Below are 21,848 nucleotides of genomic sequence, written 5' to 3'. Positions count from 1 at the left end.
ATACCTCCAAGAGAAAACGAGGATGTGAGGGCACGCGCGCGCTCACCATCGCAGCAGCACCAGCTCGGCGCAGAAGCCCGGGCCCATGGCCATCATCACGCCCCAGTCCCCGGGGCGGGCCTCGCCCGACTCCACCATCTCGCCCAGCACGAAGAGCACCGAGGCCGACGAGAGGTTGCCCACCTCCTGCAGGGACTTCCACGAGCGCGCCAGCATGCCCGGCGCCAGCTCCAGCGCCTCCTCGAAGGACTGCAACACCTTGGGGCCGCCCGTGTGGGCCACCCAGTGCTTGATGTCCTTGCGGCTCAGGCCGTGCTCGGCGAGGAAGCCCTCCACGTCGCGGCGGATGTAGTCGCGCACCAGCTGGGGCACCTTGGCGGACAGCACCACCTTGAAGCCCGTGTCCACCACGTCCCAGCCCATGATGCGCTCCGTCTCCGGGTAGAGCACCGAGCGCGTGTCCACCACGCGGGGCCCGGCCACCTCCGCCGCCCGGCGACCGCCCTGCAACACCACACATGCCGCCCCGTCTCCGAAGAGCCCCGAGGCGATGATGTTGGGGATGGACAGGTCCTCGCGCTGCAAGGTGAGCGAGCACAGCTCCACGGCGAGCATCAGCACCGTCTGGTCCGGGAAGGCCCGGAGGTAGTCCGCCGCCCGCGCCGTGCCCGCGGCGCCCGCCACGCACCCCAGGCCGAAGATGGGCGTGCGCTTCATGTCCGAGCGCATGCCCAGGCGGTTCATCAGCCGCGTGTCGATGCTCGGTGTGGAGATGCCCGTCACCGTGACGAAGAAGATGTGGTCCACGTCGCGCGGCGTGAGCCCCGTGCGCGCGAGCGCCTGACGCACCACCTGCTCGCCCAGCTCCAGCGACACCTTGATCCACGCGTCGTTGCGCTGCTGGAACGTGGTGAGCGCGGCGTACTGGTCCACCGGCAGCGCCAGGTAGCGGCCCTTCACCTGCACCGCGCGGTGCAAGTCCTCGAGCCGATCCAGGTTGTAGTGCCGCGTCGCCCACATGTCGCGCAGCGAGCCGATGATTTCATCCTGTGAGGCGTAGTGCGATGGGAGCACGCGCTCCACCGCGCGGACGACGGGAGTGGAGGCCTGGCTGGCTACGGAGTTCATCGACGCCGTCCCTGGTGGTGAAGGAGTGGGGCTCGACGGTTAATCACCCCTTCACGAGGGTGCGACCTGCGGAAGGAAGATTGAACGGCCCAGGCCACCTCCCGCGAGCCGACTTGCCGGGTGGCCGACACCTCGGTCCCGTCCCAGGCGGCCGGAAGTCCGCGACTGTCGGACGTCACACAGGCCCGCGGGCGCCGTGCCCCAGCGCACGGCGCCCGCCAGCTTCCTGGAAATCGAGGATGTCAGTCCAGAGCGGGCGCTTCGGCGGTTTCGGAGGGCACCTGCTGGCGCGGCTCGGTCTGCAGCAAGGCGTCGAACTCGAGGCGCATCTGCTCGCCCAGTTCGGACAGCTCGCCGCGGGTGAGCATCTGGCGCACGCTCTTGAAGAGCTCGCCCTCTTCCTCTTCCACGTGGTGGAGGATCTCCTCCTTGAGCACGCTCATCTTCGCCTTGAACTGGGCGTCCATTGGACTCATGTCCAACAGGTCCGCGATCACCCGCTTGGCGCTCAGGTGCTCCTCCACCGCCTCGCGCAGCTTGTCCTCCGTGTCGTCCACGTAGACGCTGGGGTAGAAGATCTTCTCTTCGATGGCGCAGTGGGCCGCGAGGTTGTCCGCGATGCGCGTGAACAGCTCCAGGCGCACCTCCTCGTCCTGATCGCTCTCGCAGGCCTTCTCGAACTGCTCGAACAGCTCCTCGACCTCGCGGTGCTGCTGCTTCAGCAAGCTGATGGCGTCCATACACCGGCCCCCTGGGTGTGTGTCTGGGTGGGAACAACCGGGGCTAAAGTGCGCTCGGTCGAGGGCGGGTGCCAGGGGCGGCGGCGCGCGGGGACGGACCCCGCAGGACGCACGCCTGCTCCCCGTCTGAGGAGTGGGGACGGGGTGTCAAGGCATGGCGGAGGCCACGCCCGATGACCCCTCGGCCGGTGAGGCCTCGGCGGACACGAGGGCGGGAGCGCGCAGGGTGAGGTGGGCCACCACGGGGTAGTGGTCGGACGCGTTCACGTGGAGCACCTCGCCATGCCGGGGCACGAACTGCCCACACGCCAGCACGTAGTCCAGCCGCAGGCTGGGGATGACGGGGAGTGGGTAGGTGACCGCGGGCCCCACGCCGCGCAGGGCGAACACGTCATGCAACTGGCGCTTGAAGAGCCGCAGCGAGGTGGACTCGGGCGTGTCGTTCAGGTCGCCCATGAGCAGCTTGGGCCGCGCGTCCCGGGCCATGAGCGCCAGGATGGCGGTGCTCTGCTGGATGCGCACGGCGTCGTTGAAGGGCCGACGCGTCAGGTGCGTGACGTAGACGCTCACCTCCTGGCCCTCCACGTCCAGCACCGCGTGGGCCACGGTGCGCGGCTCGGCGCCCTTGGCCACGGGCAGCGGGTGCTGCTCCAGGGAGAGCACGGGGAAGCGCGACAGCAGCCCCACGCCGTAGTCCCCGCCCCACAGCGTCGTGGTGCGGAAGTGCGCGTGGTGCACGAGCCCCGTGAGCGCCGCGAGCCGCTCGGGCTGGTTGGCCCCGCCCGCGCGCACCGAGCCGACATCCACCTCCTGCAGGGCGACGATGTCCGGCCCCGCCGCGCGGATGACCTCCGCCACCTTGTCGAGCCCCCTCAGGCCCGACTGGATGTTGAACGTCATCACCTTCACGTCCACCTCGCCCTGGGCCCGCGCCTCCAGGCGCGACACGGAAGACGAAGACGCAGGGGAAGACGAGGAGGAGGTGGTGACACACGCGAGGGGCATCGCGAGACACAGGCCGGCGAGAAGTCGGTCGAATCGCATGGGAACGGCGGATGATGGCAGCCCCTCCCGGCGCAGTCTTCCCTACCCCGAGGTGTCCGGCCGGAGAGGAAGCGGGCGGGAGATGATTGATTCCTGAATCAGCTCCAGGCAAACCCCCGCCATGCCCAAAGCCTCTAAAACCGAATTCGACGTCATCGTGTGGGGAGCCACTGGCTTCACCGGCCGCCTCGTCGCCGACTATCTCGCCCGGACGCAGGACACCCACCGCGCGCGCTGGGCGCTCGCGGGACGTGACCGCGCGAAGCTCGAGCAGGTGCGCGCGAGCCTGGGCGCGGCCCACGCCGAGCTGCCCCTCGTGCTCGCGGACGCGCGGGACGCGGCGTCCCTGGACGCGCTGGTGGGCCGCACGCGGGTCATCATCAGCACGGTGGGCCCCTACGCGCGCCACGGCAGCGAGCTGGTGGCGGCGTGCGCGCGCAACGGCACGGACTACTGCGACCTGACGGGCGAGGTGCACTGGATGCGCCGGATGATCGACGCGCACCACACCCAGGCGCGCGAGAGCGGCGCGCGCATCGTGCACACCTGTGGCTTCGACTCCATTCCCTCGGACCTGGGCGTGCTCATGATGCAGGAGGCCATGCGCGAGCGGCACGGGAGCCACCTGGACCAGGTGCGCTACTACACGGTGAAGATGAGCGGCGGCGTGAGCGGCGGCACCGCGGCGAGCATGACGCAGATGTTCGACGAGCTGGAGAAGGACCCGTCCCTGCGCCGGGTGATGGGCAACCCGCACGCGCTGGATCCCGAGCCGCGCCGGGGCCGCCCCGAGGAGCGCGACCAGATGGGCCTGCGCTACAGCGAGGAGCTGGGCCAGTGGACGGGCCCCTTCTTCATGGCCTCGGTGAACACGCGCGTGGTGCGCCGCAGCAACGCCCTGCTCGGCTACCCCTGGGGCAAGGACTTCCTGTACTCGGAGGCGTCGGCCTTCGGACGCGGCGTGAAGGGCCTGCTCACCGCGTCGGGCATGGTGGCCGGCCTGGGCGCCTTCTTCGGCGTCGCGAGCGTGCCCGCCCTGCGCCGCCAGTTGGAGAAGCACGTGCTGCCCGCGCCAGGCGAGGGCCCCACCCCGGAGCAGCGCGAGAAGGGCTACTTCGTGGTGAAGCTCCTGGGCGAGGGCACGTCCCAGGCGGGCGCGCGCGTGCGCCTGGAGGGCAAGGTGGCCGCCAAGGGAGACCCGGGCTACGCGGCGACGAGCCGGATGCTCGCCGAGGCCGCGCTCTGCCTCGCCTTCGACGACGTGAAGGCCGAGGGCGGCGTGCTCACCCCCGCCTCCAGCATGGGCACCACGCTCATCGAGCGCCTGCGCCGCGCGGGCATGACGTTCGACGTCCAAGCATAGGCCCGGAACCGGGCCCCGCCCGGGTGGGGTAGACTTCCCCCTCGCACGTCGCTCGGAGAGGAAGGCGGACCCCATGGCGCTGGAGACGAACTGGAAGCGGGTGGCGCTCGGACTGCTGCTGGCGGGCTGTGGAGGCCCGTCCACGCCGGTGCCCGGGACCCAGAACCCAGGCGAGGCGCCCAAGGTGGACGTGGGCGCCCCGCCCTCCCTCGCCTGGGTGGGCGGAGACACGGCCTTCGACGATCGGCTCACCACCCTGGACCTGTCGCGCTGGCGGGCCTCGGATGGCTGGGTGAGCAGCGAGGACTTCAACGCGGGCTGGCGCGCGGACCACGTGCGCCTCACCGAGGGCACGCTCCACCTGACGCTCGACACCGAGTCCTGTCCCGAGGGCTGTGGGGGCCGACCCTATGCCTCGGGGGAGTTCGCCTCCCAGCGCTACCATGGCTACGGCCGCTACGAGGTGCGGCTCAAGCCCGCGCGCGCCCCGGGCACCATGACGGCGTTCGCCCTCACCACGGGCCCCTTCGAGAACACGCGCTGGGACGAGGTGGGCATGGCCTTCCTCGGCAAGAACCCCCAGCAGTTGCGGCTCACCTACATCAGCGAGGGCAAGCGCCACGACGCGGCGACGATCGACCTGCCCTTCGACGCCTCCGAGTCCTTCCACATCTACGGGCTGGAATGGACGCGCGCGGCGCTGCACTGGTACGTGGACGGGCGGCGGGTGCACAGCGAGACGGGCTTCAACGGCCCCCTGCCGGTGACGCCCGGCCGCATCGTGATGAACTTCTGGCCGGGCGTGGGGCCCGCGACCGAGTCCTGGCTCGGCGTGTTCGAGTACCCGGGCGCGCCCCTGACCAGCGGCATCCAGAACATCCGCCACGGGCCGGCCACGCCCACGGACATCCTCGAGGGCTTCGAGGCGGGCAACACGGCGGAGCTCTGGTCCCCGGGGCACGTGGACGACGGGGCGCGCGTCAACCTGTGGCAGACGGACTACGGGCACCAGGGCCGGGCGATGGCGATGGAGTACTCGGTGAAGGCCAACGCGCACGGGGCCGCCGAGCGCACCTTCCCCTCGCCCATGGACTGGCGGGGCGTGCGCTACCTGAACTTCTGGTTCCGGGGCACGGCCACGGGTGACCCGTTCCGGCTGGAGCTGCGCGACAACGGCCCGAGCCCGGACAAGATCGAGCGCTTCGAGTACCGCTTCCAGGACGACTTCGTGGGCTGGAAGTGGGTGAGCGTGCCGATGACGGCCTTCAAGCGGCGCACGGACTGGCAGCCCGCCGGAGCGCCCAACGACGGGCTCACGCTCTCGGCCGTGCGGGGCCTGGCCTTCGAGCCCCTGGGCGGCGATGGCCGCTCGGTGCTGTTCGACGACATCCAGTTGGAGCGCTGAGGCTCACGGGGTTTCTGGAACGGGCGGCGGCGCGAGGGCGGGCATCTCCATGTCCCCGGGAGGGGGCGGTGCCTTGCCCACGACCTCGCCTCGCGCGGTGACGGCATACTCGTACCAACCATCGAGCACGCGCACCGTGGGCCCGCCACATCGGTCGAAGCGTTGGTCCACCAGGACGTAGTACAGGCCCGGTGTGGGGCCCGTGAAGACGGCGACGTCCAAGCCCTGCTCGGGGGTGGAGCACCCCACGAACAAGTCCGGGTACGGGTTCTCCTTCACCATCGCCCGGAGAGCGGCGGCCGCGGCGGCCACGGCCTCGGCGTGGGCGAAGGGAACCAGCTCCTTGCGCGCACCCTCTTCCGGCCATTCGACAGGCCCTTCCCAGGGGGTGCGCGGAAAGAGGGCACAGCCCCCGAGCACCATCGAGAGCATCGCGACAGCATGCGCCTTGAACATCCGTCTCTCCTGACCTGACGCCTACTCACGCAACAAGCGGAGCGGAACATCGCACTGCGGCGAGCGGCGATCCCGCTGGGGAGTACAGCGACCGAGGGTCATCCATTGGCTCCGAGGCTCCTCGACCAGGAAGGAGGGGCCGCAGGACTCATGGTTTCCCGCCCTCGGCTCGGACACCCGCCAGGACAACGCGCCCCGGTCTCCCGCGACATAGACCGTCGAGCAGTACTCCATGGACAGACCGGCGATCGGCCGCCGGGTCGTGGGATCGCAGACCGTGGCACCAGGACGCTTCAGGAGGGCCTCGGCCACGTCTCGGAGCAGATCGATCGGGATGGACGCATCTCCCGTGGGCATCTCGATGGAGGCCACTTCCGCCCAGGGGCCGCGGACCCCTTCGGACGTCCGTGCGCTCGCGACCGATGGACGCGCGGCGCCACAACCTCCGCCCAGGAGGAGGCTCGCGCAGAGCAGGAGGCGTGCGCTTTTCCACGGTGCATCAGTGTATCACAGGACCTCCTCCCCCCTCCGACCCGTCGCGGGGGCATTGCTTTTGGCGGGGGGTCGGCGTAGGCAACGGGCCTCACCCGTTTCCGAAGGATTTCAAGCAGATGGCCGAGAAGCTGGCGCCGCGCGAGAAGGGCTTTTCCGAGTGGTATGTGGACCTGGTCCAGAAGGCGAAGCTCGCCGACTACTCGGACGTGAAGGGCTGCATGGTCATCCGTCCCAATGGCTATGCCATCTGGGAGAACATGCAGCGGGTCCTCGACAAGATGTTCAAGGACCTGGGCCACAAGAACGCCTACTTCCCGCTGCTCATCCCCGAGAGCTACCTCAAGAAGGAAGCCGAGCACGTCGAGGGCTTCAACCCCCAGCTCGCCGTGGTCACCCACGCGGGTGGCTCCAAGCTGGACGAGCCCTACGTCATCCGGCCCACCAGCGAGACCATCATCAACCGCAGCTTCGCCAAGTGGATCCAGAGCTACCGCGACCTGCCGCTCCTGCTCAACCAGTGGGCCAACGTGATGCGCTGGGAGATGCGCACGCGCCTGTTCCTGCGCACCACCGAGTTCCTCTGGCAGGAGGGCCACACCTGCCACGAGACCGAGGCGGACGCGGAGAAGGAGACCCTGCAGATGCTCGAGGTCTACCGGACGTTCGCCGAGGACTACATGGCGATGCCGGTGATGACGGGGCGCAAGTCCGAGTCCGAGCGCTTCGCCGGCGCGCTGCGCACCTACAGCATCGAGGCGATGATGCAGGACAAGAAGGCGCTGCAGGCGGGCACCAGCCACAACCTGGGGCAGAACTTCGCCAAGGCCTTCGACACCCAGTTCCAGGGCCGTGACGGCAAGCAGCACCACGTGTGGCAGACGTCCTGGGGCGTGTCCACGCGCCTCATCGGCGGCCTCATCATGACGCACTCGGATGACGCGGGCCTCATCGTGCCGCCCCGGCTCGCGCCCGTGCACGTGGTCATCATCCCCATCGCCGGCAAGGCGAGCGACGCGGAGAAGGCGCAGGTGCTGGAGAAGTCGCACGCGCTCGCCGCGGACCTCAAGAAGGCCGGCCTGAACGTGGTGGTGGACGACGACGACACCAAGAGCCCGGGCTTCAAGTACAACGAGCACGAGCTGACCGGCACCTGTCTGCGCGTGGAGCTGGGCCCCAAGGACCTGGCCAAGGGCACGTGCGTGATGGTGCGCCGCGACGTGCGCCAGAAGGAGTTCATCCCCCTGGAGCAGGCCGTGGCCAAGGCCCAGGAGATGCTGGACGCCATGCAGAAGGCCCTGTTCGACAAGGCCAAGGCCTACCGCGAGGCGCACACCTTCGAGGTCAACAGCTACGAGGAGCTCAAGGAGAAGGCGGACGCCGGCTTCCTGCTCGCGCACTGGAACCTGGACCCCAAGGTGGAGGCGCGCATCAAGGACGAGACGGGCCTCACCACGCGCAACCGGCCCTTCGCGCTCGCCCAGGAGCCGGGCAAGTGCGTGGTCACCGGCGAGCCGTCCCCCGGCCGCATCGTCTTCTCCAAGGCCTACTGAGCGGGCCCCCGCAGCGGGCCCGGGGCTCCCCCGGGCACGTACGTCACCACCGGCTCCGCCTTGCCCGCCACGGGCAGCGGAGCCGCCTCCACGAAGGACAGCGTGTCGCCGCAGCGCTCCCGGGTGATGCCCGACACGAGCAGCGGCACGCCCACCTTCTTGGTGAGCCCCTCGATGCGGCTGGCCAGGTTCACCGCGTCGCCGATGACGGTGTACTCGCGGCGCTGCTCGGGCCCCACGTCCCCGATGACCACGCGGCCCGTGTGGATGCCGATGCCGATGGACAGGGGCTCCTCGCCCCGCGTCTGGCGCTCCGCGTTGAGCGCGTCGAGCGCCTCGAGCATGGCGAGCCCGCAGGCCACCGCGGCGCGCGGATGGCCGGGCAACTCCAGCGGGGCGCCGAAGTACGCGAGGATGCCGTCGCCGATGAACTTGTCGAGCGTGCCCCCGTGGCGGAACACCACCTCCACCATGCGGCCCAGGTACTCGTTGAGCAGGCGCACCACCTGGGGGCTCTCCATGCGCTCGGACATGGCGGTGAAGCCGCGGATGTCGGCGAACAGCAGCGTCACCTCGCGGTGCTCTCCCTCGCGGGGCGTGGAGTCGTTGCCCGTGTCGAGGATGCGGCGGGCCACCTCGGGGGAGAAGTAGCGGCCCAGGCGCGTGCGGTGCGTCTGCTCGCGCGACACCTCGCGCACCAGCCGGTGCATCTGCCGCCGGGTGTAGCCCGCCACCAGCACCGCGAGCCCGAGCGTCAGGCCGACCCCGGGCAGGGTGAGGTCCACCGCGATGCCCGCGCGATGCAAGAGCGTCGTCTCCAGCACGATGGCCCAGAGGGTCCCCAGCGCCAGGCGCGGCCAGGGGCTGCCCAGGAGGGCCATCAGCATCACCAGGACGATGTAGATGCCCACCGTGAGGCCCGCGATGATCTGCGCCAGGCTGGACAGGGACACCGCCGTGTACTGGATGGCGAACAGGGCGGACATGTCCAGGAGCATCACGCCGACGTCCGGCCAGCGGCGCACCCCGCGCACCAGGCGGCTGCCGGCCCACAGGCCGAGCGCGAACACCGCATACGCCGCCACCCAGCGCCAGGGCGTGAGCCACTCGAACAGCACGATGCAGGCCAGCCACCCGAGCAGCCCCACCACGCGGAAGCGGTAGACCCACCGGCCCATGCGCACGCGCTGCGCATCGAACCGCTGTTGCAGGATGTCGTCGACGGTGGACCCGGTGCTCACGGCGCGGCAGGCTATACCCGCCTCGGCGGCCGCTCCAGATGACGGCCACCCGAGTGCACCGCGGGGTCCTCATGGCGAGCTTCGGTCACGTGGCGGTGGGCATGGCGCTGGCACGAGTGAGCGCGAGGGACACCCCCACGCGGAGTCTGGCCCCGCGCATGCTGGCCTGCGCGGCGCTCGCCCTGCTGCCGGACGCGGACGTCGTCGCCTTCGCGCTGGGCATTCCCTACGCGGCGACCTGGGGACACCGGGGCGCCTCGCACTCGCTCGTCCTCGCCGCGGCGGTGGCGCTCGGCGTGGCGCTGCTCACCCGCGCGGTGGGAGGCCCCGCCCGCTCCGCCGGCCTGCTCACGCTGCTCGCCGTGGGCAGCCACGGCCCCCTGGACGCGATGACCACGGGCGGCCTGGGCCCGGCGCTCCTGTGGCCCTTCGAAGAGGCCCGCCACTTCTTCCCCTGGCGCCCCATCCCCGTGGCCCCCATTGGTGGGGGCATGCTCTCCGCGCGCGGCGCCTACGTGCTCGCCGTGGAGGCGCTGCTCTTCCTTCCCTTCTGGGCCTACGCCCTCTGGCCCCGCCGCCGTCGGCCGACCGTGGCCGGAGAAAGCTGACCCCATGCGCCTCTTCGTCGCCGTCACCCTGGGCCCGGCCCTCGAGGCCACCGTCACGGACGCCCTGCGCGACCTGTCGCGTCACGCCCCTCGCGCGCGGTGGGTGCCGCCCGCCAATCTGCACCTCACCTTGAGCTTCCTCGGAGACGTGGACGCGCCGCGCGCCGCCGAGGTGGAGCGGGTGCTGCGTCCGGTGGGCGCGGCGCACGCGCCCCTGGAGCTCTCCGTCCAGGGAGGGGGCGGCTTCGGCGCTCCGGAGCGGCCCCGGGTCCTCTGGGCGGGCGTGGGCGGGGACACGGCCGCGCTGGGCGCGCTCCAGGCGGACGTGGCGGCGGCGCTCGGGCCCCTGGGCTTCGAGCCCGAGCATCGCGAGTACGTGGCCCACCTCACCCTGGCACGCGCGCGGAGCCCCGGAGGCGACCGGGAGCTGGCCGCGTGCGTCCAGGCGCTCCAGGCGGCCCGCTGGGGCACCGCCCGGGTGGAGCGCGTGGTGCTCTTCGAGAGCCAGGGGGGCCGCTACCACCCGCGCGCCGACTTCCCGCTGGGCACGCCCTGAGCCCTCCGGGCACACTCGCGGTGAAGCGGCCCCGCCGCGCGAGTCGGCCGGGAAGTGGGGCATGATGAAGCCCCATGTCCCCGCGCTCCCTGCTCGTCGTGAGCCTCCTGGCCCTGGTTGCTGCTGGTTGTCGTGACAAGGGCGCCGTCCAGCTCACCGTCGCCTTTCCCGAGTTCAAACCCGGCTGCGTGCGCGTGAGCATCCAGGACGCCAACGGCACCGGCACCGAGCGCGTCAAGGACGTGAAGGACGAGCTCGCGGCGAAGAGCTCGGGCGGGCAGCTCACGGTGGGGGCCTGGCGCGAGGCGGGCTGGAGCACCTCCGTGCGCGTGACCGCGCTCGCCTACGAGCGTGGCTGCGAGGGCACGCCCGTGGAGACCCAGTCCACCACGGTGACCGTGGAGGACGGGCAGATCGTCAAGACCACCCTGAGCCTGACGGCGCGGGACGCGGATGGCGATGGCTACGTCACCGCCGCCATGCGGGGCACGGACTGCGACGACACCCAGGCCACGGTGAACCCCGGGCAACCCGAGCTGTGCAACGGACGGGACGACAACTGCGACGGCACGCGGGACGAGGGCTACAACGTGGGGCAGTCGTGCACGAACGCGTCGCAGTGTGGAGGCGCGATCGCCTGCACGGCGACGGGGGGCGCCGAGTGCAAGCCCACCCAGGCCACCTACCGGCTCTACCTGGACCAGGACGGCGACGGCTATGGAACCGGCCCCGCCGTGGAGTCGTGCACGAGCACGCGCGACGGTTACGCCCAACAGGACGGGGACTGCGATGACACCCAGGCGAAGGTGAAACCCAGCGCCGAGGAGCTCTGCGACGGCCAGGACAACAACTGCGACGGCAACACGGACGAGGGCTACGGCCTGGAGGAGACGTGCGCGCAGCTCAACGGCTGCCGGCAGAAGAAGGCGTGCACGTCCGAGCGCGCCGCGCAGTGCGTCTACGTCGATCAGCCCACGACCTACTACCCGGACGACGACCTGGACTCCTACGGCCGGAGCGATGGCGCCGTGAAGACCTGTCTGGCACCTGTCGAGGGGTACATCACACGCGGCGGGGACTGCAACGACGGCAACCGCTTCACCTTCCCGGGCGCGGACGAGTTGTGCGACCAGGAGGACAACAACTGCAACGACATATCGGACGAGGGCGGCGTGTGCCCCGCGGGCGGGCCCACGTGGAAGGACGAGTCCTCATCGGGAGGGGCCGCGGACGTGTGGCGCTCCGTGTCGCTCTGGAACGACGGCCAGGGCGTGTGGGTCGTGGGCGGCTCGAAATACGAGCTGCGCGCCCCCGGGCAGGCCTCCTTCAGCATCCCCGCGGGCAAGTGCTCGGGCACGCTCGACCTCAACGTGGTCTGGGCCTCGCTCCAGGGAGGTGACGGCTTGTTCGCGGGGGCCAACAGCTTCATCGGTGGACATGCCGTGGCGGGCGCGTGTCTGCAGAACAGTGGCAATCACGCCACGGGCACGAACGTGCAGGGGTTCACGGAAGTCCGCCTGTCGGATGGGAGCCTCGAGGTGCACTTCGGAGGAACGACGAGCTCCGCGGGCCGGATGTTCTGGAGCAACAAGACGAGCAACCTCGGCCAGCAGGATGTCGACAAGCCCGTCTACGACGTGCACGGCCTCTCCCGCGAGGTGCTGTTCGCGGTGGGCGGCAACGAGCCGAACTTCCTGGGTCTCTCCGGTGAAGCGCGCATCTACCGCTACACGGCGGGGGCGCAGCCCTGGGCGAAGGAGACCATCCAGAGCACGGGCACCCTCCCCCTGGTGAACAACCGGCTCCGGGCGGTGTGGGTGGTCAACCCGCGGCTGGCCTACGCCGTGGGGGACGGCGGCTCGGTGCTCATCTGGAATGGCACGAGCTGGAACACGCACAAGTCGCCGACCAGCGAGGACCTGCTGTCCGTGGTCGCCTTCGGCAAGCGCTCCATCTACGTCACCTCGAGCGCGGGCAAAATCTATCGCTACGGCCGGAACGACACCTGGAGCCAGGTGCATCAGGTCAATCCCGGCAAGCCGCTCAACGACATCGCGGGCAACAACCCCGGCAACCTCTGGGTCGTCGGAGAGCAGAGCCGCCGCCTGCACTGGCCCCAGTAGGGCACAGGACGAGGACTCGCGGACCGGAGTCACGCGAGTCCTCGGAGACCGACTACTTCCGGGGACGGGCAGTGCCCGCGTCCGCGCCGGGCGTGCCCGCGTCGGACGAGCCCGCGTCGGGGGACGAGGTGCCACCGTCACCGGCCGTGCCCGCGTCCGCGCCCGGGGTGGAGCGGGGAACCGGGGTGATGGCGGGGGGCGGGTTGATCAGCTCGAGCGAGCCGAGGAACTCGTCCACCTGGGGGGCACCGACGCTCGGGTTGTAGCGGGTGAGCAGGGTGTAGAGCCGGGCGCCGACGAGGTAGTTGCGCGCGCGGACCTCACCGGAGTCGGAGGAGATGGTGAGGGCCTGGCCGGGGTAGCCCTGGAGGGTGATGTTCTCCTCGGACTTGATGGTGCCATTGAGCTTGCTGACGAGCTGCGCCTTGCCGCCGGCGAAGAAGTCCGAGGCGGGACGGGCGGCGACCACGGACTCCGGGTAGTCGAGCGTGCTCACGGAGAAGAGGACGCCCTCGACGTCGGCGGACCAGGCGGCGGTGGACACCTCGCCACCGGGGACTGCCACCTTGCTGCGCTGGGCCTCGGGCGTGCCCGGGAAGAGGACGGTGAAGCCCTCGGGCGCCGTCAGCTTCTGCAGGGGCGTGGGGGTCTTGGTGTCCTCGGAAGCGCCCTCATTGGCGACCTCCTCGACGGAGGACGAGGCGTTGGAGGCCGAGCCCGAGGTCGCGCAGGCGAGACCCACGAGGGACAGCGTGGCGATGGCAACGAACAGCCGAGACAGGGGAGACATGCGTGAGGCTCCAATGTTGTGGAAGGAAGGTACTGCCGGAGACGGCACCCTGACGGCTCCCGCCTCCGTTCACTGCGTTCGACGTGTCGGGAACTGCGGCGCGAGGAGCGAGGTCCTCGTGCATCAAGGACACGGAGGGATGACCGTGTCCGGATTGCCGGTGTTGCGAGCGTCGTGTTGGTACTTGGGCCATTTGGCCGAGGAGTCCAGGCCCGCGCCGTCCACGACGAAGGCATGGAGCTTGCCGCCCGCGGGGACGTAGAGGACGCCGGGAGCCCCGGGGATCGCCGCGCCCGAGGCATCCCGCGAGCAGTCCAGCGTGGGCGAGGAGTTCACGGTCCCCACCCCTGGCGCCAGTTGCCAGATCAGCGAGAGCGAGTCCTTCGCGCGCGCGTCGACGACGCCACCCGTGGACGCGGAGTAGACCGCCCGGGTTCCCACCACCGGCGAGGCCCGCACGTTCACCGTGCTCGTTTCACTCTTCGAAAGACCCTCGGGAGGCACTCGCGTGAACGTCAGCGAACTGACCGCCTGCGTTCCGAAAAAGAGTTCGTCGTTCCCACCCACGGCCAGCCCGTAGACCCTGGCGTCCAAGGCCGTCCCCGCCGGGTAGACAGGAGTCACATTGGACTCCCCGCCAGACTGAGGGATCCGCAGAACCCCACCCCTGATCGAGTCCGTACTCGCGGTCGAAGCGAACACGTTGGTTCCGACGAGCGCCAGACTTCGCGGAATGTAGGACAGTCCCACGGGCCAGTTGGCGCTCGGCGTAGCGGCTCCATACACATAACTGGCCAGTTTCGCGCCCGTGTCGCCCGATGACGGGTAGAACAGGTCTTTTCCCCGAATGGCAACAGGCCCGTCTTGCACCACGGAGCCGATTGCATCACCAGAAGTCACTCCAGAGGAGTAGCAGGCACCACTGGAGTCCACACTGACGATGTTGCTCGGATCACCCGCCGAACTGTCGGTGCCGTTATAGATCGTGACCGCCGTCTCGATAGACGAAGCACCCAGTGCGCCCACTCCGATTCCGCCAATCAGGGTGCCCGTCCCGAAGACCCCGCCTCCGGTTTCCGGGCACTTCTTGAGCGTGCTGCCGTCATTTCCGCGCAAGGCGTAGAGCGACGCACCACTGCTCGTTCTCGCCCCCACGTAGACAAGCTCAGCGCCTGCATTGTTGGCGCCGACGGCGATTCCGCCCTCGACGGCGCCCAACGACGTCTCCCAAGACTTTCGACCGTCCGCCTTGAGGCCAAACACCCTTCCGCTCGGGCCGGTAGACATTCCGAGATAGACAAATCCTGATTGACCAATCGCAGGCGTTGTTCTGATCGTGCCTTGCGCATCAAACACCCACTTCCACCGGGTCACCGCCACCTTGGGCTCCGCGGGGTTGCTAGAGCCCTCGTTGCCCACGGTGTCCCGCCCTTGCACCACGATGGGCATCGAGCCTCGGAACGTGTTGAACGTGGGCTCCCAGAGCTTCAACCGGGCCGTGCCGCAGAACCTGGCATCGCAATCGGTCGTGAAGGGCACCACCTCCACGGGCGTCGTGGCCGCTCCATCCGTGCCCTTGAGTGACACCCTCAACTGGCTCGAATCCAGATGCGGCTCGTCCGTGCGGATCTGCACGGGCAGGATCTGATCCCGCTTCCACGCGCTCGCGTAGGCCACGTCCGGATCCGTGAACGTCGTACCGCCATCCGCGCTGCCCACCTCGGGAGCCGGCACGGTGACCGTGAAGACCGGCCCGGTCGTATCCACCGTCAGGAGGGCCGCCTGGCTCGGGCCGCCCGCTTCCGGATAGGCCACCGTCACGCGGAAGGACCCATCCGAGGGGGGCGTCCAGCGGACGGTATAGACGCCGCCCTCACGCTCCACGCCCGTCAGTTCGACGGCGGCGCTCCCATCTTCCGCGGCCACGGTGAACACCAGCGTCTCCGGATAGACCGCGTTGAAGCCGCTGGCCACCTCCAGGCGCGCCTCGATGACGCGCTCACCGCCGCCCAGCAGGGTGCCGTCCTCAGGGGACAGCGTCAGTCCCGAGTACCGGGCCTCACACTGGCGAGCCCGCGCCGAGCAGGCCTCGTAAGACGCGCAGGCGGGCTGGCATGTCTCGGGAGGCGCCTCCGCCGAGAAGGAGCAGATGCGTTGTTCACAGGTCGCGCCCAGCAAGCACTGAGCGTTCGACTCGCACCCGCCCTCCGGCTGGGTGCACGCGGAGAGTACCCCCAGCAACAGCCATCCGAGGACCTTGCGCAGCATCACAGTCACCTCTCCAAACCTTTTGACGGTCCAACACCGGTGGATAGCATGGGCCTTCCAGTCGCGGAAGGTTGCGTCCCGGGCGTCCCTCTGAGATGACCTGATTCCGTGCACCTCTCGACCTACTGAAAAGAGGAGTCTCTTCGATGAAGCCGCGCGCCCGCTGGTCCACGCTCCTGCTGTCGCTCGCGTTGTGGCTCGCTCCCGCGCAGCGGGCACTGGCCGCCGAGGAGGCCGCGCCGCAGCTCGCCCTGCATCCCTGCGTCATCGTGGGCGAGAAGAACCCGGAGCAGGTGCGCGGCCACCAGCTCGCCTGCACCACGGTGCTCGTCCCGGCGAACGTCCGGCGCGTGCCCGACGAGCAGGTCACCGCCTTCCTCGACAAGGAGCCGCGCAAGACGTGCGCGCCTCCCGCCGCCAAGAAGACGAATGAGTGCCTGGCGCGACTGGCCACGGCCACCCAGGCCGCGCGCGCGGTGCTCATCACCATCACGCCCGGACAAGTCACCCGCGTCTCCGGGCTCGTGGTGGGCGCCGAGGGCGAGGTCATCGACCAGAAGAGCATCCAGTTGCGCAACCGCGGGCAGTCCCAGGACGAGCTGCTGCGCACGGCGCTCGCCCGGCTGAAGGATCAGCTCAACCTGCTTCCCGCGAAGTCCGTCACGGCCGCGCCCGAGCCCACGCCGATCCCGCCGCCCGCGCCTCCCGCCGTGGCCTCGACGCCGCCGTCCGACGCCCCGAGCGCGGCGCCCGCTCCCGACGCCGTCCTCACGGCCACTCCCCCCGCGCCGCGGGAGCGCTCGCCCTTGCTCGGCCAGTCGTGGAAGACCCCCGTCGCCTACTCCGCCGCGGGCGTGGGCCTCGTGGCCATGGGGATCGCGGGCTACCTGGCCCTCAGCGGAGACCAGGCGATGCGGCAGTCCAACCTGCCCTTCGCCAACAACGGCTATCCGCTCGTCACCGAGGTGGGCTCCGTCCTCGCGCTGCGTGAGGAGGCCTCGCGCAAGCGCACGTTCGCCGGCATCGGCGCGGCGGCGGGCGCGGTGCTGATCGGCACGGGCGCCTACCTGTGGTTCACGGATCGTCCGCGCGCGGCCACGCCGGGCCTCTCCGGGGTGTCCGTGGGGCCCGGGGGCGTGAGCGTGTCCGGCGTGCTGCCCTGAGCGGCGCGCGGGCGCGCTACTCGCCCAAGTACGCCTTGCGGATCTCCGGGCTCTCCAGGAGCGCCTTGCCCGCGCCCGCCATCACCACCTCGCCCGTCTCCAGCACGTAGCCGTAGTGGGCGAAGTTGAGCGCCAGGTGCGCGTTCTGCTCCACCAGCAGGATGCTCACCCCCGAGGCGCTCACGTCGCGCAGGTTGCGGAAGATGGTCTCCGTCACCTGGGGCGCGAGGCCCAGCGAGGGCTCGTCCAAGAGGAGCAGCGTGGGGCGGCTGAGCAGGGCGCGGGCGATGGCCAGCATCTGCTGCTCGCCGCCGGACAGCGTCCCCGCGAGCTGCTTGCGCCGGTCCTTGAGGCGCGGAAAGAGCACGTAGCTCTTCTCCAGGTCCGCGGCGATGGCCTCGGTGTCGCGGCGCAGGTACGCCCCGAGCTCCAGGTTCTCCAGCACCGTGAGGTTGGGGAACACGCCGCGGCCCTCGGGCGCGTGCGCCATGCCGCGCGGCACCAGCTGGTGCGCCTTGGCGCCGGTGATGTCCTCGCCCTTGAAGGTGATGCGCCCGCCCACCGGCTTGAGCATGCCGCTCACCGCGCGCAGGGTGCTCGTCTTGCCCGCGCCGTTCGCGCCGATGAGCGCCACCACCTCGCCCTGCCCCACCGTGAGCGTCACGCCCCGCAGCGCCTGGATGGCGCCATAGGACACCTTCACGCCCTCCACCGACAGCAGGGGCGGAAACGCCCGGCGCTCGCCCAGCAACTTCACCCGCTCCTCGCTCACGCCGCGCCTCCGTGGGACTCCAGGTAGCTGTCACCCAGGTAGGCCTCGATGACCTTGCGATCGCCGCGGACCTCGGCCGGCGCGCCCCGGGCGATCGTCTCGCCGTGATCCAGGACCGTGATCTTCTCGCAGATGCCCATCACGAGCTTCATGTCGTGCTCGATGACCAGGATGCCCAGTTGGAACTCATCGCGCAGCCGGCGGATGAGCACCATCAGGTCCGCCTTCTCGCGCGTGTTCATGCCCGCCGCCGGCTCGTCCAGCAGCAGCACCCGGGGCCGGGTCCCCAGCGCGCGGGCGATCTCCAGGCGGCGCTGCTCGCCATAGGGCAGGTTGCGCGCCTCCTCGTCGCGGCGGTGCGACAGGCCCATGACCTCGAGCAGACGCTCCGCCTGGCGCGTCAGCTCGCGCTCCTCCTCCATGAAGCCGGGCGTGAGCAGCATGGCGCGCCACCAGTCGCGGTAGTTGCCCAGCGCCTCGCGCAACTTCGCGCCAGGCCCCACGCTCCCGTCGTTCAGCGCCGTCTGCGCGCGGCACGCCACCTTCACGTTGTCCAAGGCCGTGAGGGCCCGGAACAGGCGGATGTTCTGGAAGGTGCGCGCCAGGCCCGCGTGGTTGATCTGATGGGGCAGCCGGCCGTTCACCCGCTGTCCGCCCACGCGCACGTCGCCCTGGCTGGCCTGGTACACGCCGGTGAGGACGTTGAAGGCGGTCGTCTTCCCCGCGCCATTGGGGCCGATGAGGCCCTGGAGGTCTCCCGCGTGGATGGCGAGGTTGAAGTCCGAGAGCGCCTTGAGGCCTCCGAACTGGATGCTCACTCCCACGGCTTCGAGCAGGGGCCCGCTCATCACATCCCCTTCCGACGACGGGTCAGCCACCGCGGCACGACCTCCCACAACTCCCGCGTCCCGAACAGGCCCTGGGGACGCGCCAGCATCAGCACCACCAGGAGCAGGCCGTAGACGGGCATGCGGATCTGATCCACCTGCTGCGCCAGGTTGCCCTCGGGCGCGAGCGCGCCGAAGAGCGAGCGCAGGCCCTCGGGCAGCAGCGTGAGCACCACCGCGGCCACGATGGCGCCCGTGGTGGAGCCCAGGCCGCCCAGCACCACCATGACCACGATCTCCATGGACTTCACGAAGGTGAAGGAGCCCGGATTGATGATGGGCACGAAGTGGGCGAACAGGCCGCCCGCCACGCCCGCGAAGAACGAGGACACCACGAAGGCGCGCACCTTGTAGCCCGTGGTGTTCACGCCCATGGCCTCGGCGGCCACCTCATCCTCGCGGATGGCCCACAGGCTGCGGCCGTGGCTGGAGCCCGCGATGCGGCGCGCCACCAGCACGCTCAGGAACACCCAGAAGCCCACCATGGCCACCGAGGACGTCTGGGGGATGCCGCTCAGGCCCAGCGCCCGGCCGAAGGCCTGGGTGTTCGTCACGGCCACGCGGATGATCTCCCCGAAGCCGAGCGTCACGATGGCGAGGTAGTCCCCCCGCAGCCGCAGCGAGGGCAGGCCCACGAGGAAGCCCGCCAGGGCCGCGCACAGGCCCGCCACCAGCAGGGACACGAGCAGGAAGACCTGATCGCTCACCGCCACGGGCAGAAAGGAGATGGCCACGTCCTTGAGCGTGAGCGACGTGATGCCCGCGAGGTACGCCCCCACCGCCATGAAGCCCGCGTGGCCGATGGAGAACTGGCCCGTCATGCCGTTCACGATGTTGAGGCTCACCGCGAGGATGATGTTCACCCCGATGACGGACAGCAGGTAGACGGCGAAGGGAGCGTCGCGCAGCGCCCACTCGGCCACGAAGAGCACCGGCAGGGCGAGCACCACGGGAAGGATGCCGCGCAGCGAGGCGGGCACCCGGGAAGCGGTTGGCACGGCGGCGGTTTCCATGCGCGGCGTCAGACCTTCTCCGCCGCGACCCGGCCGAACAGGCCCCCGGGACGCACGAGCAGCACGAGGATGAGGAAGCCGAAGGCCACCGCGTCACGCCAGGTGCTCGCGGCGTAGCCCACCACGAACTCCTCCACCAGACCCAGCAAGAGCCCGCCCACCATGGCGCCCGGCACGTTGCCGATGCCGCCGATGACCGCCGCCACGAAGGCCTTGAGGCCCACGTACAGCCCCATCAGCGGACTGACGGACGTGTCCTTGATGGCGTAGAGCAGACCCGCTCCCGCCGCCAGCGCGCTGCCGATCATGAACGTCACCGAGATGACCCGGTCGGTGGGAATGCCCATCAGCGCCGCCACGCGGTGGTCGAAGGACACCGCCCGCATCGCCCGGCCAAAGCGCGTGCGGTAGACGAGGAACTGCAGGCCCGTCATCAGCCCCACCGCCACCACCAGCGAGATGACCTGCCAGTTCCACAGCACCACGTCCGGGAACTCGGGGTCGCCGAGCGTGAACCACTGCGCGGGCTTGATGATCTGCGGGAACGCCCGGGGCGCCGAGCCCGGCAGGAAGCCGATGTCGAGCTGGAAGCCGTAGGAGAGCGTGAACGAGATGCCGATGGCGGTGATGAGCGCCGTGAGCCGGGGCTTCTCGCGCAGCGGCCGGTAGGCGAAGCGCTCGATGAGGAAGCCGAGCAGCGCGCAGCCGCCCATGGCCACCAGGAAGATGAGCAGCACGCCGCCCAGCGAGCCCCGGGCCTCGCGCCCGAGCGCGAAGGCCGTGGCGTAGCCCATGTACACGCCCACCATCATCACGTCGCCATGGGCGAAGTTGATGAGCTTGAGCACGCCGTACACCATCGTGTAGCCCAGCGCGATGAGCGCGTAGATGGTGCCCGAGGCGATGCCGTTGATGAGATGTTGGAGGAGTTGGGACATCAGGGATTGATCGTGGTGACGAACTCGGTCGTGCCGTTGGCGACCTTGAGGATGGCGGCGGACTTCACGGCGTTGCGCTGCTCGTCGAGCGAGATCTTCCCCGCCACGCCCTCGAAGCCCTGCGTCTGGGCGATGGCGTCCCGGATGGCCGGACCGCTCAGGTCCTTGCTCCGCTCGAGCGCGGCGATCGCCACGCGGGCCGCGTCGTACCCGAGCGCCGCCAGGGCGTCCGGCACCGACTTGTAGGCCGCCTTGTAGTTGGCGATGAAGTTCTTCACGCGGGGATCGGGGTTCTGCGGGGAGTAGTGGTTGGAGAAGTAGCTGCCGTCCAGCGTGTCACCGGCCAGCTCGAACAGCTTCTCCGAGTCCCAGCCGTCGCCGCCCATCATCGGCACCGTCAACCCGAGCTCGCGCGCCTGGCGGGCGATGATGCCCACGTCGTTGTAGTAGCCCGGCACGTAGATGCCCTGGGGCTTGAGCTTCTTGATGCTCGTGAGCTGCGCGCGGAAGTCCGTGTCGCCCTGGGAGTAGCTCTCCGTGGCCAGCAGCGTGCCGCCCATCTCCTTGAACTTGGCGGTGAACACCTCGGTGAGCCCGATGGAGTAGGCGCTCTTGTTGTCCTGGAGGATGGCCACGCGATCCAGCTTGAGGTTCTCGCGCGCGAACTTCGCCATCACGAAGCCCTGGAAGGGATCGATGAAGCACACGCGGAAGATGAAGTCGCCCTTCTGCGTGACCGCGGGGTTGGTGGACGCGGGGGTGATCATCGGCACCCCGGCCGCCTGCGCCTTCTCCGCCATGGCCAGCGAGTTGGAGGACGCCACGTCCCCGAGGATCACCAGCACCTTGTCCTGGGTGATGAGCCGCGTGACGGACTGAGCGGCCTCCTCGGGCTTGCTCTGGTCGTCGAACACCCGCACCGACAGCTTCTTGCCCTTCACCCCACCCGCCTCGTTGGCCTCCTTGATGGCCATCTCCACGCCGTTGCGCGTGGAAACGCCGAAGGTGGCCTGGGCGCCCGTGAGGCTGGTGACCACGCCCAGCAGCAAGGAGTCCGAGCTGGGGGGCGTGCCCGTGGTGCCTGGCTGGGCCGCCTGGCCGCCCGGCGCCTCCCCCGAGGGCTGGGGTTGGGACTTTTTCTCGCACGCGGCGGAGAAGAGGGCGAACGCTGCGAGCAATACCGGGGCGAGACGGCGCATGGAGGGCGTCCTCATGAGGCCAGGGTCACGGCAAAGACCCGGTTTTCTATGGGGACGCGGAAGAGGGGTCAAGCTCGCAACCACTTCCCCCCACGTCGGCCGGGCGATT

General features: G+C 70.0%; 19 protein-coding genes. 7 read left to right on the top strand and 12 right to left on the bottom strand.

What is annotated here, in order from left to right:
• Window positions 1–42: 42 nt before the first annotated feature.
• The 3 genes from I3V78_RS07045 to I3V78_RS07035 form a co-directional block, all read right to left on the bottom strand.
• Window positions 43–1,128 (bottom strand): type III polyketide synthase, encoded by a 1,086-nt coding sequence (locus I3V78_RS07045; RefSeq protein WP_204485544.1) that lies wholly within the window; start codon window positions 1,126–1,128, stop codon window positions 43–45.
• Between the two features lie 242 nt (window positions 1,129–1,370).
• Window positions 1,371–1,868 (bottom strand): hemerythrin domain-containing protein, encoded by a 498-nt coding sequence (locus I3V78_RS07040; protein ID WP_204485543.1) that lies wholly within the window; start codon window positions 1,866–1,868, stop codon window positions 1,371–1,373.
• A 147-nt stretch (window positions 1,869–2,015) separates the two neighbouring features.
• Window positions 2,016–2,816, bottom strand: coding sequence for an endonuclease/exonuclease/phosphatase family protein (locus I3V78_RS07035; protein WP_338023481.1), 801 nt, complete (start codon window positions 2,814–2,816; stop codon window positions 2,016–2,018).
• Between the two features lie 217 nt (window positions 2,817–3,033).
• Between I3V78_RS07035 and I3V78_RS07030 the strand changes: the two genes are divergently transcribed.
• Entirely contained in the window at window positions 3,034–4,275 is a 1,242-nt protein-coding gene (locus I3V78_RS07030) for a saccharopine dehydrogenase family protein (protein ID WP_204485541.1), read from the top strand.
• A gap of 73 nt (window positions 4,276–4,348) precedes the next feature.
• On the top strand, window positions 4,349–5,680 hold the full coding sequence (locus I3V78_RS07025) for a family 16 glycosylhydrolase (RefSeq protein ID WP_204485540.1): 1,332 nt from the start codon (window positions 4,349–4,351) through the stop codon (window positions 5,678–5,680).
• A 3-nt stretch (window positions 5,681–5,683) separates the two neighbouring features.
• Here the strand turns inward: I3V78_RS07025 and I3V78_RS07020 are convergent, their stop codons facing one another.
• Window positions 5,684–6,136, bottom strand: a complete 453-nt coding sequence (locus I3V78_RS07020; RefSeq protein ID WP_204485539.1) for a hypothetical protein — start codon at window positions 6,134–6,136, stop codon at window positions 5,684–5,686.
• Between the two features lie 611 nt (window positions 6,137–6,747).
• On the opposite strand from I3V78_RS07020, the gene proS reads away from it, so the two are divergent.
• Complete coding sequence (gene proS / locus I3V78_RS07015) at window positions 6,748–8,181, top strand: proline--tRNA ligase (RefSeq protein WP_204485538.1); 1,434 nt, start codon at window positions 6,748–6,750, stop codon at window positions 8,179–8,181.
• Here proS and I3V78_RS07010 read toward each other — a convergent pair.
• Entirely contained in the window at window positions 8,175–9,422 is a 1,248-nt protein-coding gene (locus I3V78_RS07010) for an adenylate/guanylate cyclase domain-containing protein (protein WP_338023480.1), read from the bottom strand. The genes proS and I3V78_RS07010 overlap by 7 nt on opposite strands.
• Window positions 9,423–9,460: 38 nt before the next feature.
• Here I3V78_RS07010 and I3V78_RS07005 point away from each other — a divergent pair, with 38 nt between their 5' ends.
• The 3 genes from I3V78_RS07005 to I3V78_RS06995 all read left to right on the top strand — a co-directional run bounded on the left by I3V78_RS07005 (window position 9,461) and on the right by I3V78_RS06995 (window position 12,709).
• Entirely contained in the window at window positions 9,461–10,030 is a 570-nt protein-coding gene (locus I3V78_RS07005) for a metal-dependent hydrolase (protein WP_239576331.1), read from the top strand.
• A 4-nt stretch (window positions 10,031–10,034) separates the two neighbouring features.
• Window positions 10,035–10,586: an RNA 2',3'-cyclic phosphodiesterase gene (thpR, locus tag I3V78_RS07000; RefSeq protein WP_204485537.1), complete on the top strand. Its 552-nt coding sequence runs from the start codon at window positions 10,035–10,037 to the stop codon at window positions 10,584–10,586.
• A gap of 74 nt (window positions 10,587–10,660) precedes the next feature.
• Window positions 10,661–12,709, top strand: a complete 2,049-nt coding sequence (locus tag I3V78_RS06995; protein WP_204485536.1) for a putative metal-binding motif-containing protein — start codon at window positions 10,661–10,663, stop codon at window positions 12,707–12,709.
• Between the two features lie 52 nt (window positions 12,710–12,761).
• Here I3V78_RS06995 and I3V78_RS06990 read toward each other — a convergent pair whose 3' ends face one another.
• The gene (locus I3V78_RS06990; protein ID WP_204485535.1) at window positions 12,762–13,499 is read right to left on the bottom strand and encodes a hypothetical protein; all 738 of its coding nucleotides are present in this window, start codon (window positions 13,497–13,499) and stop codon (window positions 12,762–12,764) included.
• A gap of 123 nt (window positions 13,500–13,622) precedes the next feature.
• Window positions 13,623–15,767, bottom strand: a complete 2,145-nt coding sequence (locus I3V78_RS06985; protein ID WP_204485534.1) for a hypothetical protein — start codon at window positions 15,765–15,767, stop codon at window positions 13,623–13,625.
• Window positions 15,768–15,913: 146 nt separating this feature from the next.
• Between I3V78_RS06985 and I3V78_RS06980 the strand changes: the two genes are divergently transcribed.
• A complete protein-coding gene (locus I3V78_RS06980; RefSeq protein WP_204485533.1) occupies window positions 15,914–16,930 on the top strand; it encodes a hypothetical protein in 1,017 nt (338 codons plus the stop codon).
• A gap of 16 nt (window positions 16,931–16,946) precedes the next feature.
• On the opposite strand, the gene I3V78_RS06975 is transcribed toward I3V78_RS06980, so the two are convergent.
• The 5 genes from I3V78_RS06975 to I3V78_RS06955 are packed head-to-tail and all read right to left on the bottom strand — an operon-like array spanning window position 16,947 to window position 21,739.
• On the bottom strand, window positions 16,947–17,702 hold the full coding sequence (locus tag I3V78_RS06975; RefSeq protein WP_204485532.1) for an ABC transporter ATP-binding protein: 756 nt from the start codon (window positions 17,700–17,702) through the stop codon (window positions 16,947–16,949).
• Window positions 17,699–18,550 carry an ABC transporter ATP-binding protein gene (locus I3V78_RS06970; RefSeq protein WP_204485531.1) on the bottom strand — a complete coding sequence of 284 codons (852 nt, stop codon included), beginning with the start codon at window positions 18,548–18,550 and terminating at the stop codon, window positions 17,699–17,701. The genes I3V78_RS06975 and I3V78_RS06970 overlap by 4 nt, the downstream gene beginning before the upstream one ends.
• The gene (locus I3V78_RS06965) at window positions 18,550–19,602 is read right to left on the bottom strand and encodes a branched-chain amino acid ABC transporter permease (protein WP_204485530.1); all 1,053 of its coding nucleotides are present in this window, start codon (window positions 19,600–19,602) and stop codon (window positions 18,550–18,552) included. Before I3V78_RS06965 ends, I3V78_RS06970 begins: the two co-directional genes overlap by 1 nt.
• An 8-nt stretch (window positions 19,603–19,610) precedes the next feature.
• Window positions 19,611–20,540 (bottom strand): branched-chain amino acid ABC transporter permease, encoded by a 930-nt coding sequence (locus I3V78_RS06960; protein WP_204485529.1) that lies wholly within the window; start codon window positions 20,538–20,540, stop codon window positions 19,611–19,613.
• The gene (locus I3V78_RS06955; RefSeq protein WP_204485528.1) at window positions 20,540–21,739 is read right to left on the bottom strand and encodes an ABC transporter substrate-binding protein; all 1,200 of its coding nucleotides are present in this window, start codon (window positions 21,737–21,739) and stop codon (window positions 20,540–20,542) included. Before I3V78_RS06955 ends, I3V78_RS06960 begins: the two co-directional genes overlap by 1 nt.
• Window positions 21,740–21,848: the final 109 nt, after the last annotated feature.

It is taken from the genome of Archangium primigenium, from assembly GCF_016904885.1.
GTDB classification, from domain to species: domain Bacteria; phylum Myxococcota; class Myxococcia; order Myxococcales; family Myxococcaceae; genus Cystobacter; species Cystobacter primigenius.
The sequence above is the reverse complement of the archived record's forward strand: the minus strand, read 5'-3'. Positions and strand labels throughout refer to the sequence as shown.

What these genes read in the sequence shown, in the direction of transcription:
- proS (WP_204485538.1), top strand. Translation starts at nt 6,748, where the DNA reads ATGGCCGAGAAGCTGGCGCCGCGCGAGAAGGGCTTTTCCGAGTGGTAT.
- I3V78_RS06955 (WP_204485528.1), bottom strand. Translation starts at nt 21,739, where the DNA reads ATGCGCCGTCTCGCCCCGGTATTGCTCGCAGCGTTCGCCCTCTTCTCC.
- I3V78_RS06965 (WP_204485530.1), bottom strand. Translation starts at nt 19,602, where the DNA reads ATGGAAACCGCCGCCGTGCCAACCGCTTCCCGGGTGCCCGCCTCGCTG.
- I3V78_RS06970 (WP_204485531.1), bottom strand. Translation starts at nt 18,550, where the DNA reads ATGAGCGGGCCCCTGCTCGAAGCCGTGGGAGTGAGCATCCAGTTCGGA.
- I3V78_RS07020 (WP_204485539.1), bottom strand. Translation starts at nt 6,136, where the DNA reads ATGTTCAAGGCGCATGCTGTCGCGATGCTCTCGATGGTGCTCGGGGGC.
- I3V78_RS07040 (WP_204485543.1), bottom strand. Translation starts at nt 1,868, where the DNA reads ATGGACGCCATCAGCTTGCTGAAGCAGCAGCACCGCGAGGTCGAGGAG.
- I3V78_RS06980 (WP_204485533.1), top strand. Translation starts at nt 15,914, where the DNA reads ATGAAGCCGCGCGCCCGCTGGTCCACGCTCCTGCTGTCGCTCGCGTTG.
- I3V78_RS07025 (WP_204485540.1), top strand. Translation starts at nt 4,349, where the DNA reads ATGGCGCTGGAGACGAACTGGAAGCGGGTGGCGCTCGGACTGCTGCTG.
- I3V78_RS07005 (WP_239576331.1), top strand. Translation starts at nt 9,461, where the DNA reads ATGACGGCCACCCGAGTGCACCGCGGGGTCCTCATGGCGAGCTTCGGT.
- thpR (WP_204485537.1), top strand. Translation starts at nt 10,035, where the DNA reads ATGCGCCTCTTCGTCGCCGTCACCCTGGGCCCGGCCCTCGAGGCCACC.
- I3V78_RS06995 (WP_204485536.1), top strand. Translation starts at nt 10,661, where the DNA reads ATGTCCCCGCGCTCCCTGCTCGTCGTGAGCCTCCTGGCCCTGGTTGCT.
- I3V78_RS07030 (WP_204485541.1), top strand. Translation starts at nt 3,034, where the DNA reads ATGCCCAAAGCCTCTAAAACCGAATTCGACGTCATCGTGTGGGGAGCC.
- I3V78_RS06990 (WP_204485535.1), bottom strand. Translation starts at nt 13,499, where the DNA reads ATGTCTCCCCTGTCTCGGCTGTTCGTTGCCATCGCCACGCTGTCCCTC.
- I3V78_RS06960 (WP_204485529.1), bottom strand. Translation starts at nt 20,540, where the DNA reads ATGTCCCAACTCCTCCAACATCTCATCAACGGCATCGCCTCGGGCACC.
- I3V78_RS06985 (WP_204485534.1), bottom strand. Translation starts at nt 15,767, where the DNA reads ATGCTGCGCAAGGTCCTCGGATGGCTGTTGCTGGGGGTACTCTCCGCG.
- I3V78_RS07045 (WP_204485544.1), bottom strand. Translation starts at nt 1,128, where the DNA reads ATGAACTCCGTAGCCAGCCAGGCCTCCACTCCCGTCGTCCGCGCGGTG.